The sequence below is a fragment of the Streptomyces sp. NPDC054863 genome (assembly GCF_053610825.1).
The window spans coordinates 1-14,817 of sequence record NZ_JBSGZD010000006.1 but is presented as its reverse complement, the minus strand read 5'-3'; the positions used below and the strand labels follow the sequence as shown (position 1 = coordinate 14,817).

Below are 14,817 nucleotides of genomic sequence, written 5' to 3'. Positions count from 1 at the left end.
GCATGGCCCATTTCCGCATGGCCCATTTTTTCGCTCAGCGTCCAGGGAGAGATCGACATGGCACCCCGCATCCTGCTGGCCCGGCACGGTCAGACGGAGTGGTCGCTGTCCGGCAAGCACACCGGCCGCACCGACATCCCGCTGCTCGAAGAGGGCCGGCACGGCGCGAAGGTGCTCGGCGAACGACTGCACCGCGCCCCGTGGAACGGCCTTCCGGACGTCACGGTCCGCACCAGCCCCCTGCTCCGCGCCCGCGAGACCTGCGACCTCGCCGGGTTCGGCGACCGCGCCCAGGACTGGGACGCGCTCATGGAGTGGGACTACGGCGCGTACGAGGGCCTCAAGCCGGACGAGATCCACGCGCAGCAGCCGGGCTGGATGATCTGGCGCAACGGCGCCCCGGACGGCGAGACCCTCGCCGACGTCACCGCCCGCGTCGACGGAATCATCGAGTGGGTCCGCTCCGAGGACCGCGACGTGCTCGTCTTCGCGCACGGCCACGTCCTGCGCTCGCTCGGCGCCCGCTGGCTGGGCCTCGGCATCGGCTTCGGCGCCCACATCCGGCTCGACCCGACCTCGCTGTCCGTACTGGGCTGGGCGTACGGCGAACCCGCCGTCGAGCGGTGGAACGACACCGGCCACCTGGACGGATAGCGGCCCCGCAGCCGGTCTCACCCCCGCCGCGCCGTGCCCGCGTGCCGCTCCAGGAACTCCCCGATGCTCGGGGAGCGCCGGTGCGGCAGCAGCGTCCGGATCGTCCCGGCCAGCAATGCGCTCACCCGCGACGACTGGACCTGTTCCAGCAGGTCGAGCACCTTCTGGCCGACGGCCGCGGCCTCGTCGGGCACGCCCGCCCTGGCGAGGTCGTCGGCCAGTTCGGCGTGGTAGAGCGCGAGGTTGCGGGCGAAGTGCGGGTCCTGGAGGGTGGCGGCCCGGTGCGCGTACAACGCCGCCCGCCGCCAGTCGCCCAGCGCCGACCAGCACTGCGCCTCAAGACCCGCCAGCTCGGCGGGCCCGAAGAAGGACATCCACTCCGGGTCCTCCCCGCAAGGCCCGCACTGGAAGAGCGACTTGGCCCGTACGAGCGCCTCGATGCAGCCCGTACGATCGCCCAGCGCGGCCCAGCCGGCCGCCTCGCGCAGCGTCAGCAGCGACATCAGCCGCATCGAGCCGAGCCCGCCCGCCGCCCGCTGCCCGGCCTGCGCCGCCCGCAGCGCCTCGCGGGGGCGGCCCGCGTCCCTGGCCAGGAACGCCGTGTTGCAGAACGCGTGCGCCTCAAGCCCCTGGTCCCCGGCGACCCGCGAGGTGGCCAGCGCCTCCGCGTAGTGCGAGCGGGCCTCGTCGAAGCGGCCCGAGTCGTGCGCCAACCAGCCCACCGTCAGGGCCAGTTCACCGGCCGCCGAGTACAGCCGGTCCGACACCGTGCGCCGGACCGTCCCCGCGTCGAGCAGGGCGTAGGCGGTGCGCAGGGGCTTGCCCCCGTGCCGGTAGAGGGCGTCGGCGCCGTGCCGGTCGTCGAGCAGCCTGATCTGCCGCACCGCCTCCTCCAGGGCGGCGGCGTCGTTCGCGCCCGGCCGGCCCGGGAGGGTGCCGGTGACTCTGCCTGCCGGGCCCTCAGGCGTACTCGCGAACGCGGTCCCCAGGGACCCGAGACCGAGAGTCGCAGCGACCGCCACCGTGGTGGAACCGCTCGTCATGAACGCGCGACGCAGCACGTCGCTCTCCTCGTCGCTGTGGGGAACATGTGGTTCGGGTCCGGCAGGACCGGACTGCGCACGCGCCGGCGCGTGCGCACCACGAAGCGCTCTCCGGCCGCGTACCGCCTCCCTGGCCGTGAAGCCCAGATCGGTCAGCGTCAGACCGGGGAACATGTGCAGGAACACCCGTTCGTACGCATAGTTGGGGCAGCGGATCTCGCCGGCCTCCACCCGTCCGATGTACCGGGCGTCGCACGCCACCTGCTCGCCGATCTCGCGGGCGGCCCGGCGCACCGCCGCCGCGAATTCCCCCGGTGAGCGGTGTCCCCGCAGGGCCCGGAAGGCGTGGTTGGGATCGAACGGCCGGTGATTCGCTGATGACGACGCCATGGCCGGTGCCCTCTCTGGCGGATGGTGCGATGGTGCTGTGCCGGGGCGGATGCGTGCACCCCGGACGGGGCATGAACGTACCGGCTGTCACCACATCGACACACGGAGTTTGCCTACAAACCGGATATCTCACCCACGATCTGCCATGAACTGCCATCCTTTGCGGCGGCGAGCCGCCGTAGCCGTTGACGCCGTTTCCGCGTTGAGCAGGGAACGGAGGGGGTGCGACTCCCTCCCGAGCGAGGAGGGTTCCCTTGTTGGAGGCCGGCATGGAGACCGTGGAAGCCGTTTCGGAAACCGCAGGAGTCTGCGGGACGCCCGGGTCCGCACCACGCACGACCGCGACCGCGACCGCCGCAGGCCCCCCGGCGACCGCCCCCGCGGTGACCGCCACCCCCGCATCCACCCCCGCGCCCCCCGCATTCACCCCCGCGACCACCCCCGCGTCCCACGCGAGCGCCCAGGAGTGGCCCACTGCCGAGTGCAGCACCGCGCCCGAGGTGTCCGCCTTCCCGGCCGCTTCCTCCGGCTCCGAGCCGCTGGGTCCGGAGCTGCTGGGTCCGGAGCTGCTGGGTCCGGAGCCGCTCGATCTGGTCACCGTCCCCGCCCGGCAGGGGCTGGAAGCCGTCGACATCCTGCGCCGTGCCTCCGCCGCCGCCTGTACGGGCGCGGCCGGATCGGGTCCGTCCGCCGTCGGGCCCGTGCTGCACGACGGCCCGTGCGACACGGTCGGCTTCCTGGTGCCGCCCGGCACCGCCGACGGCTGGGACATGCCGGGCAGTGCCTGTACGCAGACGCTGGGGCGCGGGGTCTCCTTCGACATCCCGGGGCAGGGCACGGGCGGCGGCGCCGACGGACCCGCCGCCTCCGCGCCCGCCGCTCCCTGCGTGCACGTCGAGGCACCTGCCGCCCCGCGTGTCCCCGAGCCCCCCGTGACCGGCACGGGCTGGCTGCTGCCTCCCACCGACGACACCGTCCCGGTCACCGACCCGGCGGTGCTGCGCAGGGCGCTCGGCGAGGCGGCCCGCCTGATCGAGGCGGCCGACCGCTGCCGCTGACGCGCGGAGGCAGGTCCCGCACCGGCCGGTGCGCCGATGTCCGCCCGTACGCCGATACTGGCCGGGTGGCAAAGAAATCCCAGGCTTCGGCCTCGACGTCGGCGGCCCGGTCCCACAGCGGCAGGCGGCGCGAGCGCACCGGCGCCCCCGAGTCCGTCGTCGAGAAGGTCGACGGCGGACTCGCCGAACTGATACCCGACCGGGACCGCCCGCGCGGCTGGACCCTCCTGCTCGACGGCGCGCCCCAGTCGCACGTCGACCTCGACGACCCCGCGCACCTCGACTTCGCGTACCAGCGCAGGCTCGGTCACATCGTCGACCTGATCGCCCCGGCCAAAGCGCCCCTCCAGGTCCTGCACCTCGGCGGCGGCGCGTTCACGATGGCGCGGTACGTCGCCGCCACCCGCCCCCGCTCCACGCAGCAGATCGTCGAGATCGACACCCAGCTCGCCCAACTGGTGCGCAGGGAGCTGCCGTTGGACCCCAATGCCCGGGTACGAGTGCGGGGCACGGACGCCCGCGAGGGCCTGGCCAAGCTCCCCGACGGCTGGGCGGACCTGATCATCGCGGACGTGTTCAGCGGGGCCCGCACCCCCGCACACCTCACCAGCGCCGAATTCCTGGCCGACGTACGGCGCGTACTGAAACCCGGCGGGCACTACGCGGCGAACCTCGCCGACGGGCCGCCGCTCGCGCACCTGCGCGGACAGATCGCGACCGCAGCCGCGGTCTTCCCGCACCTCGCACTGGCCGCCGACCCTGCCGTACTGCGCGGCAAGCGGTTCGGGAACGCGGTGCTGCTCGGCTCGGAACTGGCCCTCCCGATCGCCGACTGGACCCGCCGGGTGGCGACCGACCCGCACCCGGGACGGGTCGAGCACGGGCGGGACCTGGCGGACTTCACCGGGGGAGCGGCGCCGGTCACGGACGCGAGCGCGCAGCCGTCCCCGAGCCCGCCGGCCGCCGTCTTCAAGTAGCACTCCGAGCGGAACCGCGAACAGGGTGCGGGGATCAGGACTTGATGATCTCGATCATCGGTTCGTGGTGGTACCAGGTGCAGAAGACCGACAGCTTGGACCCGCCCGCCGTGAACTCCACCCGGATCCAGGACGGGTCCTTCCACACCTGCATCGCCCACCCCGATGCGGGCGTCGCGGACACCAGGGTCGCCGAGTCCTTCCCCATCGAGAAGACCACCCGGCCCGCTTCCGTGTTGACCGACTTCGGGACGCCGGACGGCTGGGCGGACCTGGGCGGTTTGGCGGGCGGACGGGTCCCGGTGGCGGGCGGCGCGGAGGAGGGGGAGCGGCGGCTTCGGCCCGGGGGCGAGGGCTTCTTCGGCGACGGGGTCTGCGCATGCGAGGGCCGGTGCGTCGAGGAGGACTGCGGGCGGGACGCCTGCGCGGTGGGGCCCGGCTCCGGCGGCGAGCCGGGGATGGGCAGCGCGCGCGGCGGGTCGTACGCCGTGCCCGCCATCACGGTGTGGACGCCCCACCACGAAAAGGTGACCGCCGCACCGGTGGCCAGCAGCCACGCCCCGGCATGTATGAGTCCTCGTCGCATCCGGGCCATCCTGCACCACCCGTCCCACTGCTGTCCCCCGGGGATGAGCGTCCGCCGTATGGCGTACGGTGCCGTTCCATGGCAAGTGTGCTCGTGGTCGAGGACGACCAGTTCGTACGCTCCGCCCTCATCCGGCACCTGACCGAGGCCTCCCACACCGTGCGGAGCGTCGGGACGGCACTGGAGGCGTTGCGCGAGGTCGCTCATTTCCGCTTCGACGTGGTCGTCCTGGACCTCGGTCTGCCCGATCTGGACGGGGCCGAAGCGCTCAAGATGCTGCGCGGAATCACCGACGTACCGGTGATCATCGCGACCGCGCGGGACGACGAGGCCGAGATCGTACGGCTGCTGAACGACGGCGCCGACGACTACCTGACGAAACCTTTCTCGGTGGAACACCTGTCGGCCAGGATGGCCGCGGTGCTGCGCCGCTCACGTGCCTCGGCGGGCGTGGAGCCGCCGTCGCGGGTCATCAGCGTGGGCGGGCTCGCCATCGACCCGCTGCGCAGGCAGGCGGAGCTGGACGGGGCCCGACTCGACCTCACCCGGCGCGAGTTCGACCTGCTGACCTTCCTCGCGGGGCGGCCCGGAGTCGTCGTACCGCGCAAGGAACTCCTTGCAGAGGTCTGGCAGCAGAGCTACGGCGACGACCAGACTATTGATGTGCATCTGTCGTGGCTCCGCCGCAAATTGGGTGAAACCGCAGCCAACCCCCGCTATCTGCACACCCTTCGGGGTGTCGGAGTGAAACTCGAACCCCCCGCGCCGCCCGCATGAGGTGGGCCCTCGTCAAGGTCTGCCTGGCCGTCACGGCGATGGTCGTGGTGGCCTTCGCGGTGCCGCTCGGTCTGGTCATCCGGGAAATGGCGGGGGACCGGGCGTTCTCCGGCGCGGAACGCCAGGCGGCCTCCATCGGCCCCACCCTCTCCATCACCACCGACCGCGAGCAGCTGACGCGTGCGATGGCGATCACCGAACCCGGCAGCAAGGGCTGGATGGCGATCCACGTCCCCGCTTCCGACGGGCCAGGGGCCGCAGGGCAGGCGCAGGAGATCGGCATCCGCAGGGCGTCGGTCGAGGACGTCGAGGCGACCCGGCGGATCGGCCGCGCGTACACGGCGAAGGCCCCGGGCGGCTCCGTCCTGCTTCAGCCGACGGCCCTCGCGAGCGGTGACATCGCCATCGTCGAGGTCTTCGTCCCGGAGGAGGACGTCAGCAACGGCGTCGCGACGGCGTGGCTCGTCCTGGCGGGGGTCGGGCTCGCCCTGATCGTCGGCTCGGTCGCGGTCGCGGACCGGTTGGGCGTACGCATGGTCCAGCCGGCCCAGCGACTGGCGGGCGCGGCCCAGGACCTGGGCGAGGGCAAGCTGGGGGCGCGGGTCCCCGAGGAGGGCCCCACCGAACTGAAGTCAGCAGCCGTCGCCTTCAACTCGATGGCCGATCAGGTGGTCCAACTCCTCGCCAACGAACGCGAACTGGCCGCCGACCTCTCGCACCGCCTGCGCACCCCCCTCACGGTCCTGCGCCTCAACGCCGCCTCGCTCGGGGAAGGACCGGCCGCCGACCAGACGCGGGCGGCCGTCGAGCAGTTGGAACGCGAGGTCGACACGATCATCCGTACGGCACGGGAACAACGCCCGCAGACCCAGCCCGTCCCGGGCCCAGGGGCGGGCTGCGACGCCTCCGAGGTCGTACGCGCACGCATGGAATTCTGGTCGGCGCTGGCGGAGGACGAGGGCCGCGAGGTCCGCCTCGCGGGCGTGGACCGGCCGGTCCGCATACCGGTGGGCCGCCCCGAATTCGCGGCGGCACTGGACGCACTGCTCGGCAACGTCTTCCGGCACACGCCGGAAGGCACCCCCTTCTCCCTGGACGTGCACAACGGGGAGGACGCGGTGATCGTCCTGGTCTCGGACGCAGGACCGGGCATCGCCGACCCGGAGGCGGCGCTCGCCCGTGGCAACAGCGGGGAGCGGGCGGGATCGACAGGCCTGGGCCTGGACATCGTGCGCCGCGTCGCCGAATCCACGGGCGGCGACGTCCGCATCGGCCACTCGGTACTCGGCGGAACCGAAATCCGCATCTGGCTGGCGCTGCACGGGGGGCGCACGGTGCGGACGGGGAGGAGGGGGCACAGGGTGGCGCGGAGGCGGCGGGCGGCACTTTAGCCCGTCCGCGTGTGAGGTACGCACCTCGGCCCGTCCGCGTGTGAGGTACGCACCTCCGCCCGTGCGGCGTTCGAGGTACGCACCTCCGCCCGTCCGGTGTGCGAGGACGAAGCGGCGCAGCCGCGCACCGGGCGCAGCCCGGGACGCCCGCCCCACCGGCGCGAGCCGGGAAGCCCCAGGAGGGCTTCTCAGGAGGTGAGGTGGTGGGTGGCGTGTTCTTCGACCACCCTCTTGAACTGGCCCAGGTCGTAGTTGGCCAGGGTCTTGTCCAGGTTGGTGAGCGCCCCCAGGTGCTCGACGAACCCGTGCGGTGCGTACTCGATCTGCAGCGCGACCCGGCTCGTCGTGTCGCTCAGCCGGTGGAAGGTGACCACGCCCGCGTGCTGCACGCCCGCCGTCGTCCGCCACGCGATGCGGTCCTCCGCCACCACCTCCGTCAGTTCGGCGGTGAACGCCTTGTCCGCGCCCGGCAGCCGCAGCCACCAGGAGAAGGTGTTGGCGTCGATCGGGTCCACCCGCTCGACGTGCGACAGGAAGGTGGGCCACAGCGTGACATCGCTCCACAGCGCCCAGCTGTCCGCCACGGGGGCATTGACGTCAATGGTCTCGACGATCGAAGACGACATTCTGCGGATCCTCCTTGGGACGGGTGTGTTCCGGTGTCACGGTGGCGCCTACCCGATTCCCCTCGCCCGATTACCCGCGTAATCCGCACTTCGCCGGGCACTCGGAGTCCCTACCGGCCGCCGCAGGGGGGCCACAAGGGAGGGATTCACATGTTCCGCCTACGACACCGGGCCGTCGCCGGCGCCGCAGTCCTCACGATGACGACGATGGTGACGACCCTGACCGCCTGCGGCAGCGGCGAACCCGACGCGGGCCCCGGCAAGTCGTCGCCCGCCGCTGCCAAGTCCTCCGGCGGCGAGGAAGCCCCCGCCGTACGCGCCGCCTACCAGAAGACCAACGACGAGAAGACCGCCCGCATGGTGCTGCGCGTCCAGACCACCGCCGAGGGCAAGTCCGTGGCGGTCGACGGCCGGGGCGTCGTCGACCTCGTCGGCGGCAACAGCGACATGACCCTGGGGGTCGGGGGCGAGAAGGTCGAACAGCGCGTCGTCGACCAGGTCCTCTACCAGAAGGTCCCGGCGTCCCAGCGCTCCGGAGTGCCGGGCAAGAAGCCGTGGATCAGGATCGACCTGCAGAAGGCCGGACAGCAGCAGGGCGGCAGCGGCAGCGGTCCTGCGGGCAACCCCGCCGAGACGGCCGCCTTCGCGAAGGGCGTCACCGACAAGGACGTCCGCAAGCTCGGCACCGAGGAGATCGGCGACACCGACACCACCCACTACCGCGTCAACGTCGACGTCGCCAAGCTGGCCAACGGCGAACAGCTGAAGAAGCAGATCGGCCCGACCCTCCCGATGGACGTCTGGCTCGACGAGGACAACCGCATCCGCCGCCAGCAGACCGACATGACGATCAGCGCACCCAAGGGCACGGGCGCCGACTCCAGCACCCCGAAGAAGGTCACCGTGCGGACGGTCCTTGAACTCTCCGACTTCGGTACGAAGGTCGACGTCAAGGCACCCCCGGCCGCCGAGACCGCCGACATGACGGGCAAGGCGGCCAGGACCGGACAGTAGGACCGGCAAGCAGACCTGGTGAGCAGTGCCGACCAGCAGTGCCGACCAGCAGTGCCGGTGAGCACGGCCGGTGACCGGTGCCGGTGGGCACGGTCGCCGGCCACCGCCAGGGGGCACCCCGCTCAGAGGTCCGGCAGTGCCCCGGTCCTCGCCACCTCCGCGTACCACCGCGCACTCGACTTCGGCGTCCGTGCCTGCGTCGTGAAGTCCACATGCACCGCGCCGAAGCGCTTGCCGTAGCCGTACGCCCACTCGAAGTTGTCCATGAGCGACCACAGGAAATAGCCGCGCACGTCCGCGCCGACCTCCAACGCCCGCTGGACAGCGGCCAGATGGGCATGCAGGTAGGCGATCCGCTCGGGGTCGTGGACCGTGCCGTCCGCGCCCGGCTTGTCGTCGTACGCGGCGCCGTTCTCGGTGACGTAGAGAGGGACGCCCGGAGCCTCGCGCCCGTACCGGACGAGGAGCTCGTAGAGGCCGGAGGGGTCGATCGACCAGCCCATCTCCGTACGCCCGCCCGGCGGTTGGTGGAAGGCGACGGTTCCGGCGGCCGGCCAGGGGGAGTGGTCGCTGGAGCCGTGGCCGTCCGAGCGCGGGGCGTCCGCGTCCGGCGCGTGCGACACCACCGCCGGGGTGTAGTAGTTGATGCCCAGCATGTCGAGGCGCTGGTGGGCGGTGGCCTCGTCGCCCGGCTCGACGAACGACCAGTCGGTGAGCGCGGCCGTGTCCGCCAACAGGTCTGTGGGGTAGGCCCCTTGGAGCAGCGGACCGCTGAAGATCCGGTTGGCGAGCGCGTCGATCCGGCGGGCCGCGTCCACGTCGGCCGCCGACGACGGGTCCAGCGGGCGCACCGCGCTGGGGTTGAGACTGATGCCGGTACGGGCCCTGGCCGGGAGCGCCGCCCGCAGTGCCTGCGTACCGAGCCCGTGTGCGAGGTTGAGGTGGTGGGCGGCGCGCAGGGCGGCGACCGGGTCGGTCCTGCCCGGGGCGTGCACCCCCGAGCCGTACCCCAGAAAGGCGCTGCACCAGGGCTCGTTGAGGGTGGTCCACAGCTCGACGCGGTCGCCGAGGACCTCCGCGACCAGCCCCGCGTACTCGGCGAACCGGTAGGCGGTGTCCCGGGCGGGCCAGCCGCCCGCGTCCTCCAGCTCCTGGGGGAGGTCCCAGTGGTAGAGGGTCAGGGAGGGGGTGATGCCGTGGTCGAGGAGGTCGTCGACCAGGCCGCGGTAGAAGTCCAGGCCGCGCTGGACCGCCGGGCCGCGGCCGGTCGGCTGGACGCGCGGCCAGGAGACGGAGAAGCGGTACGCGGTCAGGTTCAGGTCCGCCATCAGCGCCACGTCCGCGGCCCTGCGGTGGTAGTGGTCGCAGGCCACGTCCCCCGTGTCGCCGTTCTCGGTACGCCCCGGGGTGTGGCTGAAGGTGTCCCAGATGGACGGCGTGCGGCCGTCCTCGCGCACCGCACCCTCGACCTGGTAGGCGGCGGTCGCGGAGCCCCAGAGGAAGTCACCCGGAAAGCGGGCAGGCGGAAAGCTCGCAGAAGGCATGCGTCAACTCCCGTAGTGGATAAGAGAAGTGATGAAGCATCACTGGAAATGGAGGGGGCCGGCTCAGCCCTTGACCGCGCCCTGCATGATTCCGCCGACGATCTGCTTGCCGAAGGCGACGAAGGCGATCAGCAGCGGCAGCGTGCCCAGGAAGGCGCCCGCCATGATCACCGCCTGGTCGGGGATGTAGCCGCGGCCGAGCCCGGTCAGTGCGACCTGCACGGTCGGGCTGCCGTTCTGGGTGAGGGCGATGATCGGCCAGAAGAAGTCGTTCCACGCCATGACGAAGGTCAGCATGCCGAGGACCGCCATCGCGGGCCGCGCCGCCGGGAAGACGATGTGCCACATCACCCGGATGCTGCTCGCCCCGTCCACCCTGGCGGCCTCGATCAGCTCGGTCGGCAGCGCCTCGATCAGGTACTGCCGCATGAAGAAGACACCGAAGGCGCCCACCAGCGTCGGCAGGATGACGGACTGGAGCTGATCGGTCCACTGCAGCTTCGCGACCATCATGTAGAGCGGTACGACGCTGAGCTGCGGCGGCACCATCATCGTCCCGATGACCAGCAGGAGCAGCAGGCTCTTGAGCCGGAACCGCAGCTTGGCGAAGGCGAACCCGGCGAAGGTCGAGAAGAGGACCGTGCCCGCGGCCACCGTCCCCGCCACCACCGTCGTGTTGAGCAGCGCCGTCCCCATGTTGGCGTCGGTCCACGCGATGCCCAGGTTCTTGAAGAGGTTCCCGCCGAACCAGAAGGGCGGCGGGGTCTGCGCCAGCCGGGTGTTGTCGCGGGACGCGGCGATCGCCGTCCACACCAGCGGGAAGAGCGAGCCGACCGTGAAGACGATCAGGATCGCGTAGGTGATCCTCCCGCCGTGCCGCTGCCGTCCGGCCCGCCGGACCCCTCGGGCGCGCCCCGGTCCGCGCACCTCCCGCTCCGGCTTCCGTACGTCCTGTGCCGTCGTCGTGCTCATGACCGGGGGCCCTCCTCGCTCTTGAGCAGCCGCCGCGAGATCAGCCAGTTGACCAGCCCGATCAGCAGCAGGATCAGGAACATCGTCCAGGCGATGGCGGACGCCCGCCCCAGGTGCAGGTTCACCCACCCCTGTTCGTACAGGTAGAGCCCCAGCGTCTGGAACTGGTGCTCCGAGCCGCCCGTCGCGCCCGCGCTCCCGCTGAAGAGCATCGGCTCGCCGAACAGCTGGGTCGCGCCGATCGTCGAGACGATCACCGTGAAGAGGATCGTCGGCCGCAGCGACGGGATCGTGACGTGCCGGAACTGCTGCCAGCGGGACGCCCCGTCCAGCTCCGCCGACTCGTACAGGTCGTGCGGGATGGCCTGCATGGCCGCCAGGTAGATCAGCGCGTTGTAGCCGGTCCAGCGCCAGATGACGATGGTGGAGACGGCGAGCTGCGAGGTCCAGGTGCCGTTCTGCCAGTCGACGGAGTCGATGCCGACCAGACCGAGCGCCCAGTTGATCATTCCGTAGTCGCGTCCGAAGAGGAGCACGAAGACGAGGGTCGCCGCCGCCACCGACGTGGCGTACGGGGTGAGGACGGCGACCCGGAAGAAGGCGGAACCGCGCAGCTTGAAGTTGAGCAGATGCGCGATGCCCAGGGCGATCACGAGCTGCGGGACGGTGGCGAGGACGCCGATGGTGACGGTGTTGCGGAGCGCGTTCCAGAAGAACTCGTCGCTCATCAGCCGGCTGAAGTTCCGCAGGCCCACCCAGCTCATGTCGGTCGGCGCGGTCAGCTCCACCTGGTGGAGGGACGCCCAGCCGGTGTAGAGGAGCGGGAAGAGCCCGAAGGCGAGGAAGAAGAGGAAGAACGGCGCCACGTACGCGTAAGGACTGAACCTCATGTCCCAGCGGTAGCGGCGGCTGCGCCACTTGGACACCGCACGGGCCGGCTTCCGCTCTCCGGTCCGCAGGGCCCCGCCCCCGGCCTCCTCGCCGGGGGCGGGGGGCGGGGCGGGCACGGACTCACTGCTCACACTGCTCATCAGCCGTCACCGCTCCCGACCCCGTCACCGATCCCGTCACCGTTCCCGCCGCCGTGGCCGATTCCGCTCACTGGTCCAGGGCGTTGTCGATCGCCTTCACCGCTGCGTTCCAGCCATCCTCGGGCGAGCGGCCCTTCTGGTCGACCTGAAGCATGCCGATGTCCGCCATGTTGGTGTTGATGACGAGGTCCTTCGGGCCGAGGATCTGCACCGGCACCCCCTTCGCGGCCTGCGAGAAGATCTGCCCGATGGGGGCGCCCGCGAAGTACGGGTGCTTCGCCCCGGAGACGACCGGGTCCGCGTACGCCGTCTGGGCGCTCGGGAAGCTGCCGCGCTTCGCGAACAGCGTCGCCTGCTGCTCGGGGGCGGTCAGCCAGGCCGCCAGCTTCGCGGCCTCGGCCTTGTTCTTCCCGGCCTCGGGGACGGTCAGGAACGCACCGCCCCAGTTGGAGGGCTTCGGCGCGGCGGCCACGTCCCACTTGCCCTTCCCCGCGGCACCCGCCTTGTCCTGGATGTAGCCGAGCATCCACGGCGGGCAGGACACGGTGGCGAACTGGCCGTTGGCGAAGCCCTGGTCCCAGCCCTTCTGGAACTGCTGGTGCTTGGCGGTCAGCCCGGCCGTCGCCGACTCGGCCGCGATGTCCCAGGCCTCCTTCACCGCCGGGTTCGACTTGTAGACGACCTTCCCGTCGGTGTCGTAGAACCGCTTCTCGTTGCCGCCCATCACCGCGGCCAGCAGCCCGGACGCCGAGTCCAGGAACTTCGTCCCTTCGGGCGCCTTCGCCTTGTACTGCTTGCCGACCTCCAGGTACTTCTTCCAGTCCCCGGCCCACAGCTTCCCGACCGCCTCGCGGTCGGTGGGCAGCCCGGCCTTCTGGAAGAGGTCCTTCCGGTAGCAGATGCCCATCGGGCCGACGTCCGTGCCGAGCCCGACCGTCTTGCCGTCCTGGGCCGTCCCCTGCGCCCACTTCCACGGCAGGAACGCTTCCTTCCGTACCCCTGCGACCTTCCCCAGGTCCATCAGCCTGGCGGACTGGGTGGCCGTGATCTCGGCGATGTTGTTCACCTCGACCGCCTGGATGTCGGACAGGCCGCTGCCGCTGGTCAGGTGATTCAGCAGCTGCGGGTAGTAGTTCTCGTTGCGCTCGATCGAGTTCTGCTCGATGGAGATCTCCGGGTGGGCCTTCATGTACGCGTCGAAGAGCCCGGCCTCCTTCATGCCGAAGGCCCCGAAGACACCGATCCGCAGCACGGTCCTCCCCTTCTGCCCGGCGGCGCTGCCCGTGCTGCTGCCGGACGGCGAGTCGTCCGACGCACAGCCGGAGAGCAGCACGCCGCCCAGCAGAGCGGCGGTCGTGGAGAGGGTGATGGCGGTCCTGGAACGGGACCTGGAGCTTGTCCTGCGCACAGCGGTGATCTGCATAGCGTCCTCCTGAAGCCCGATGGGTCAGGTACGGTGGGAGCGCTCCCATGTGTGATGTGTTGAAGGTTCGTGGCTCCCCGCGCGGGTGTCAAGGCACCGGACGGCGAGACTTGGCGTCATAAGCGTGTGTACGAATGCAATGAAGCGTGCGTACGGACGCGTGGACGTGCTGGGAGGGGTCGATTCAATGGCGATACGGGAAACGGGTGGCCCGAGGGTCACCCGCGGCGGACGCGGCGCGGGCCGCCCCACCCTCGAAGAAGTGGCCGCACGCGCCGGCGTCGGCCGGGGCACGGTGTCCCGGGTGGTCAACGGCTCGCCCAGAGTCAGCGAACGCACCAGAGCCGCCGTCGAAGCAGCGGTCGCCGAACTCGGCTACGTGCCCAACCGGGCGGCCCGCGCACTGGCAGCCAACCGCACGGACGCGATAGCCCTCGTCGTCCCCGAGGCCGAGCACCGCTTCTTCGTCGAGCCGTACTTCTCGGACATCCTGCGCGGTGTCGGCGCCGCCCTCGCCGACACCGAGATGCAGCTCCTGCTGACCATCGTCGGCAACGACCGCGAGCGCGGCAGGCTCGCGAACTACCTGGCGGGACACCGCGTGGACGGCGTCCTCGTCGTCTCCCTGAGCGCCGACGACCCGCTCCCCGACCTGCTGACCGAGCTGGGCATCCCCGCCGTCATCAGCGGCCGGCGCTCCGCCGACGAGCCCCTCCCGTGGGTGGACGCCGACAACGTCTCCGGCGCCCGCCAGGCCGTCGCCCACCTCGCCGCGCGCGGCCGGCGCCGGATAGCCGCCATCACGGGCCGGCTGGACATCTACGGCGCCCAGTGCCGACTGACCGGCTACCGCGACGGCCTCGCCGAAGCGGGCCTGCCCCTCGACGAGTCCCTCGTCGTCCCCGGGGACTTCACCGAGGAGAGCGGCCGGGCCGCCATGGAAACCCTCCTCACCCGGGTCCCCGCCCCCGACGCGGTGTTCGTGGCCTCCGACGTCATGGCCTCCGGCGCCCGCCAGGTGCTGCGGGCCCGCGGTGTCCGGGTCCCCGAGGACATCGCCCTGGTCGGCTTCGACGACTCCTCCATCGCCCGCCACATGGACCCGCCGCTCACCAGCGTCCGCCAGCCCATCGAGGAGATGGGCCGCGTGATGGCGCAGACCCTCCTCGCCGAAATCGCCCGCCCCGCCCTCCCGGTGGGCGCCCCGCGCCCGCCCCAGCCACAGCTGATGCTCCCCACGCAACTGGTGCCGAGGTCGTCGTCGTAGCCGTGCGTACGTGACGGGGAGGCGGGCGGCACCGGGCGGCAGTGAGGCAGATCACGCCCGGGGG

The 14,817-nt window shown here is 71.7% G+C and carries 14 protein-coding genes; 7 read left to right on the top strand and 7 right to left on the bottom strand.

The features are described 5' to 3' along the window. Positions 1-57: 57 nt before the first annotated feature. Positions 58-654, top strand: coding sequence for a histidine phosphatase family protein (locus tag ACWGIG_RS02460; protein ID WP_453319619.1), 597 nt, complete (start codon positions 58-60; stop codon positions 652-654). 17 nt (positions 655-671) lie between these two features. Here the strand turns inward: ACWGIG_RS02460 and ACWGIG_RS02455 are convergent, their stop codons facing one another. Continuing rightward, positions 672-2,087 carry a hypothetical protein gene (locus tag ACWGIG_RS02455; protein WP_453319618.1) on the bottom strand — a complete coding sequence of 472 codons (1,416 nt, stop codon included), beginning with the start codon at positions 2,085-2,087 and terminating at the stop codon, positions 672-674. Between the two features lie 539 nt (positions 2,088-2,626). Between ACWGIG_RS02455 and ACWGIG_RS02450 the strand changes: the two genes are divergently transcribed. Continuing rightward, positions 2,627-3,145, top strand: a complete 519-nt coding sequence (locus ACWGIG_RS02450) for a hypothetical protein (RefSeq protein ID WP_453319673.1) — start codon at positions 2,627-2,629, stop codon at positions 3,143-3,145. Between the two features lie 188 nt (positions 3,146-3,333). Further along, positions 3,334-4,122: a spermidine synthase gene (locus tag ACWGIG_RS02445; protein WP_453319672.1), complete on the top strand. Its 789-nt coding sequence runs from the start codon at positions 3,334-3,336 to the stop codon at positions 4,120-4,122. A gap of 34 nt (positions 4,123-4,156) precedes the next feature. On the opposite strand, the gene ACWGIG_RS02440 is transcribed toward ACWGIG_RS02445, so the two are convergent. Next, positions 4,157-4,708 (bottom strand): hypothetical protein, encoded by a 552-nt coding sequence (locus ACWGIG_RS02440; protein ID WP_453319617.1) that lies wholly within the window; start codon positions 4,706-4,708, stop codon positions 4,157-4,159. Positions 4,709-4,786: 78 nt separating this feature from the next. On the opposite strand from ACWGIG_RS02440, the gene ACWGIG_RS02435 reads away from it, so the two are divergent. Together ACWGIG_RS02435 and ACWGIG_RS02430 are read left to right on the top strand one after the other, a co-directional pair. Continuing rightward, positions 4,787-5,485, top strand: a complete 699-nt coding sequence (locus ACWGIG_RS02435) for a response regulator transcription factor (protein ID WP_453319616.1) — start codon at positions 4,787-4,789, stop codon at positions 5,483-5,485. Beyond that, positions 5,482-6,876, top strand: coding sequence for an ATP-binding protein (locus tag ACWGIG_RS02430; protein WP_453319615.1), 1,395 nt, complete (start codon positions 5,482-5,484; stop codon positions 6,874-6,876). The genes ACWGIG_RS02435 and ACWGIG_RS02430 overlap by 4 nt, the downstream gene beginning before the upstream one ends. A gap of 188 nt (positions 6,877-7,064) precedes the next feature. On the opposite strand, the gene ACWGIG_RS02425 is transcribed toward ACWGIG_RS02430, so the two are convergent. Further along, positions 7,065-7,502 (bottom strand): SRPBCC family protein, encoded by a 438-nt coding sequence (locus ACWGIG_RS02425; RefSeq protein WP_453319614.1) that lies wholly within the window; start codon positions 7,500-7,502, stop codon positions 7,065-7,067. Between the two features lie 150 nt (positions 7,503-7,652). Between ACWGIG_RS02425 and ACWGIG_RS02420 the strand changes: the two genes are divergently transcribed. Then, the gene (locus ACWGIG_RS02420; protein ID WP_453319613.1) at positions 7,653-8,516 is read left to right on the top strand and encodes a hypothetical protein; all 864 of its coding nucleotides are present in this window, start codon (positions 7,653-7,655) and stop codon (positions 8,514-8,516) included. A gap of 122 nt (positions 8,517-8,638) precedes the next feature. Here ACWGIG_RS02420 and ACWGIG_RS02415 read toward each other — a convergent pair whose 3' ends face one another. From ACWGIG_RS02415 to ACWGIG_RS02400, 4 genes are all read right to left on the bottom strand, one after another. Further along, entirely contained in the window at positions 8,639-10,060 is a 1,422-nt protein-coding gene (locus ACWGIG_RS02415; RefSeq protein WP_453319612.1) for a GH1 family beta-glucosidase, read from the bottom strand. Positions 10,061-10,123: 63 nt separating this feature from the next. Beyond that, the gene (locus ACWGIG_RS02410; protein WP_453319611.1) at positions 10,124-11,032 is read right to left on the bottom strand and encodes a carbohydrate ABC transporter permease; all 909 of its coding nucleotides are present in this window, start codon (positions 11,030-11,032) and stop codon (positions 10,124-10,126) included. Continuing rightward, on the bottom strand, positions 11,029-12,063 hold the full coding sequence (locus tag ACWGIG_RS02405; protein WP_453319610.1) for a carbohydrate ABC transporter permease: 1,035 nt from the start codon (positions 12,061-12,063) through the stop codon (positions 11,029-11,031). Before ACWGIG_RS02405 ends, ACWGIG_RS02410 begins: the two co-directional genes overlap by 4 nt. Before the next feature lie 67 nt (positions 12,064-12,130). Further along, complete coding sequence (locus tag ACWGIG_RS02400) at positions 12,131-13,486, bottom strand: ABC transporter substrate-binding protein (RefSeq protein ID WP_453319609.1); 1,356 nt, start codon at positions 13,484-13,486, stop codon at positions 12,131-12,133. A 187-nt stretch (positions 13,487-13,673) separates the two neighbouring features. On the opposite strand from ACWGIG_RS02400, the gene ACWGIG_RS02395 reads away from it, so the two are divergent. Then, positions 13,674-14,753, top strand: a complete 1,080-nt coding sequence (locus ACWGIG_RS02395) for a LacI family DNA-binding transcriptional regulator (protein WP_453319608.1) — start codon at positions 13,674-13,676, stop codon at positions 14,751-14,753. The last annotated feature ends 64 nt before the right edge of the window (positions 14,754-14,817 follow it).

What these genes read in the sequence shown, in the direction of transcription:
- ACWGIG_RS02460 (WP_453319619.1), top strand. Translation starts at nt 58, where the DNA reads ATGGCACCCCGCATCCTGCTGGCCCGGCACGGTCAGACGGAGTGGTCG.
- ACWGIG_RS02455 (WP_453319618.1), bottom strand. Translation starts at nt 2,087, where the DNA reads ATGGCGTCGTCATCAGCGAATCACCGGCCGTTCGATCCCAACCACGCC.
- ACWGIG_RS02440 (WP_453319617.1), bottom strand. Translation starts at nt 4,708, where the DNA reads ATGCGACGAGGACTCATACATGCCGGGGCGTGGCTGCTGGCCACCGGT.
- ACWGIG_RS02435 (WP_453319616.1), top strand. Translation starts at nt 4,787, where the DNA reads ATGGCAAGTGTGCTCGTGGTCGAGGACGACCAGTTCGTACGCTCCGCC.
- ACWGIG_RS02430 (WP_453319615.1), top strand. Translation starts at nt 5,482, where the DNA reads ATGAGGTGGGCCCTCGTCAAGGTCTGCCTGGCCGTCACGGCGATGGTC.
- ACWGIG_RS02425 (WP_453319614.1), bottom strand. Translation starts at nt 7,502, where the DNA reads ATGTCGTCTTCGATCGTCGAGACCATTGACGTCAATGCCCCCGTGGCG.
- ACWGIG_RS02420 (WP_453319613.1), top strand. Translation starts at nt 7,653, where the DNA reads ATGTTCCGCCTACGACACCGGGCCGTCGCCGGCGCCGCAGTCCTCACG.
- ACWGIG_RS02415 (WP_453319612.1), bottom strand. Translation starts at nt 10,060, where the DNA reads ATGCCTTCTGCGAGCTTTCCGCCTGCCCGCTTTCCGGGTGACTTCCTC.
- ACWGIG_RS02410 (WP_453319611.1), bottom strand. Translation starts at nt 11,032, where the DNA reads ATGAGCACGACGACGGCACAGGACGTACGGAAGCCGGAGCGGGAGGTG.
- ACWGIG_RS02405 (WP_453319610.1), bottom strand. Translation starts at nt 12,063, where the DNA reads ATGAGCAGTGTGAGCAGTGAGTCCGTGCCCGCCCCGCCCCCCGCCCCC.
- ACWGIG_RS02400 (WP_453319609.1), bottom strand. Translation starts at nt 13,486, where the DNA reads ATGCAGATCACCGCTGTGCGCAGGACAAGCTCCAGGTCCCGTTCCAGG.
- ACWGIG_RS02395 (WP_453319608.1), top strand. Translation starts at nt 13,674, where the DNA reads ATGGCGATACGGGAAACGGGTGGCCCGAGGGTCACCCGCGGCGGACGC.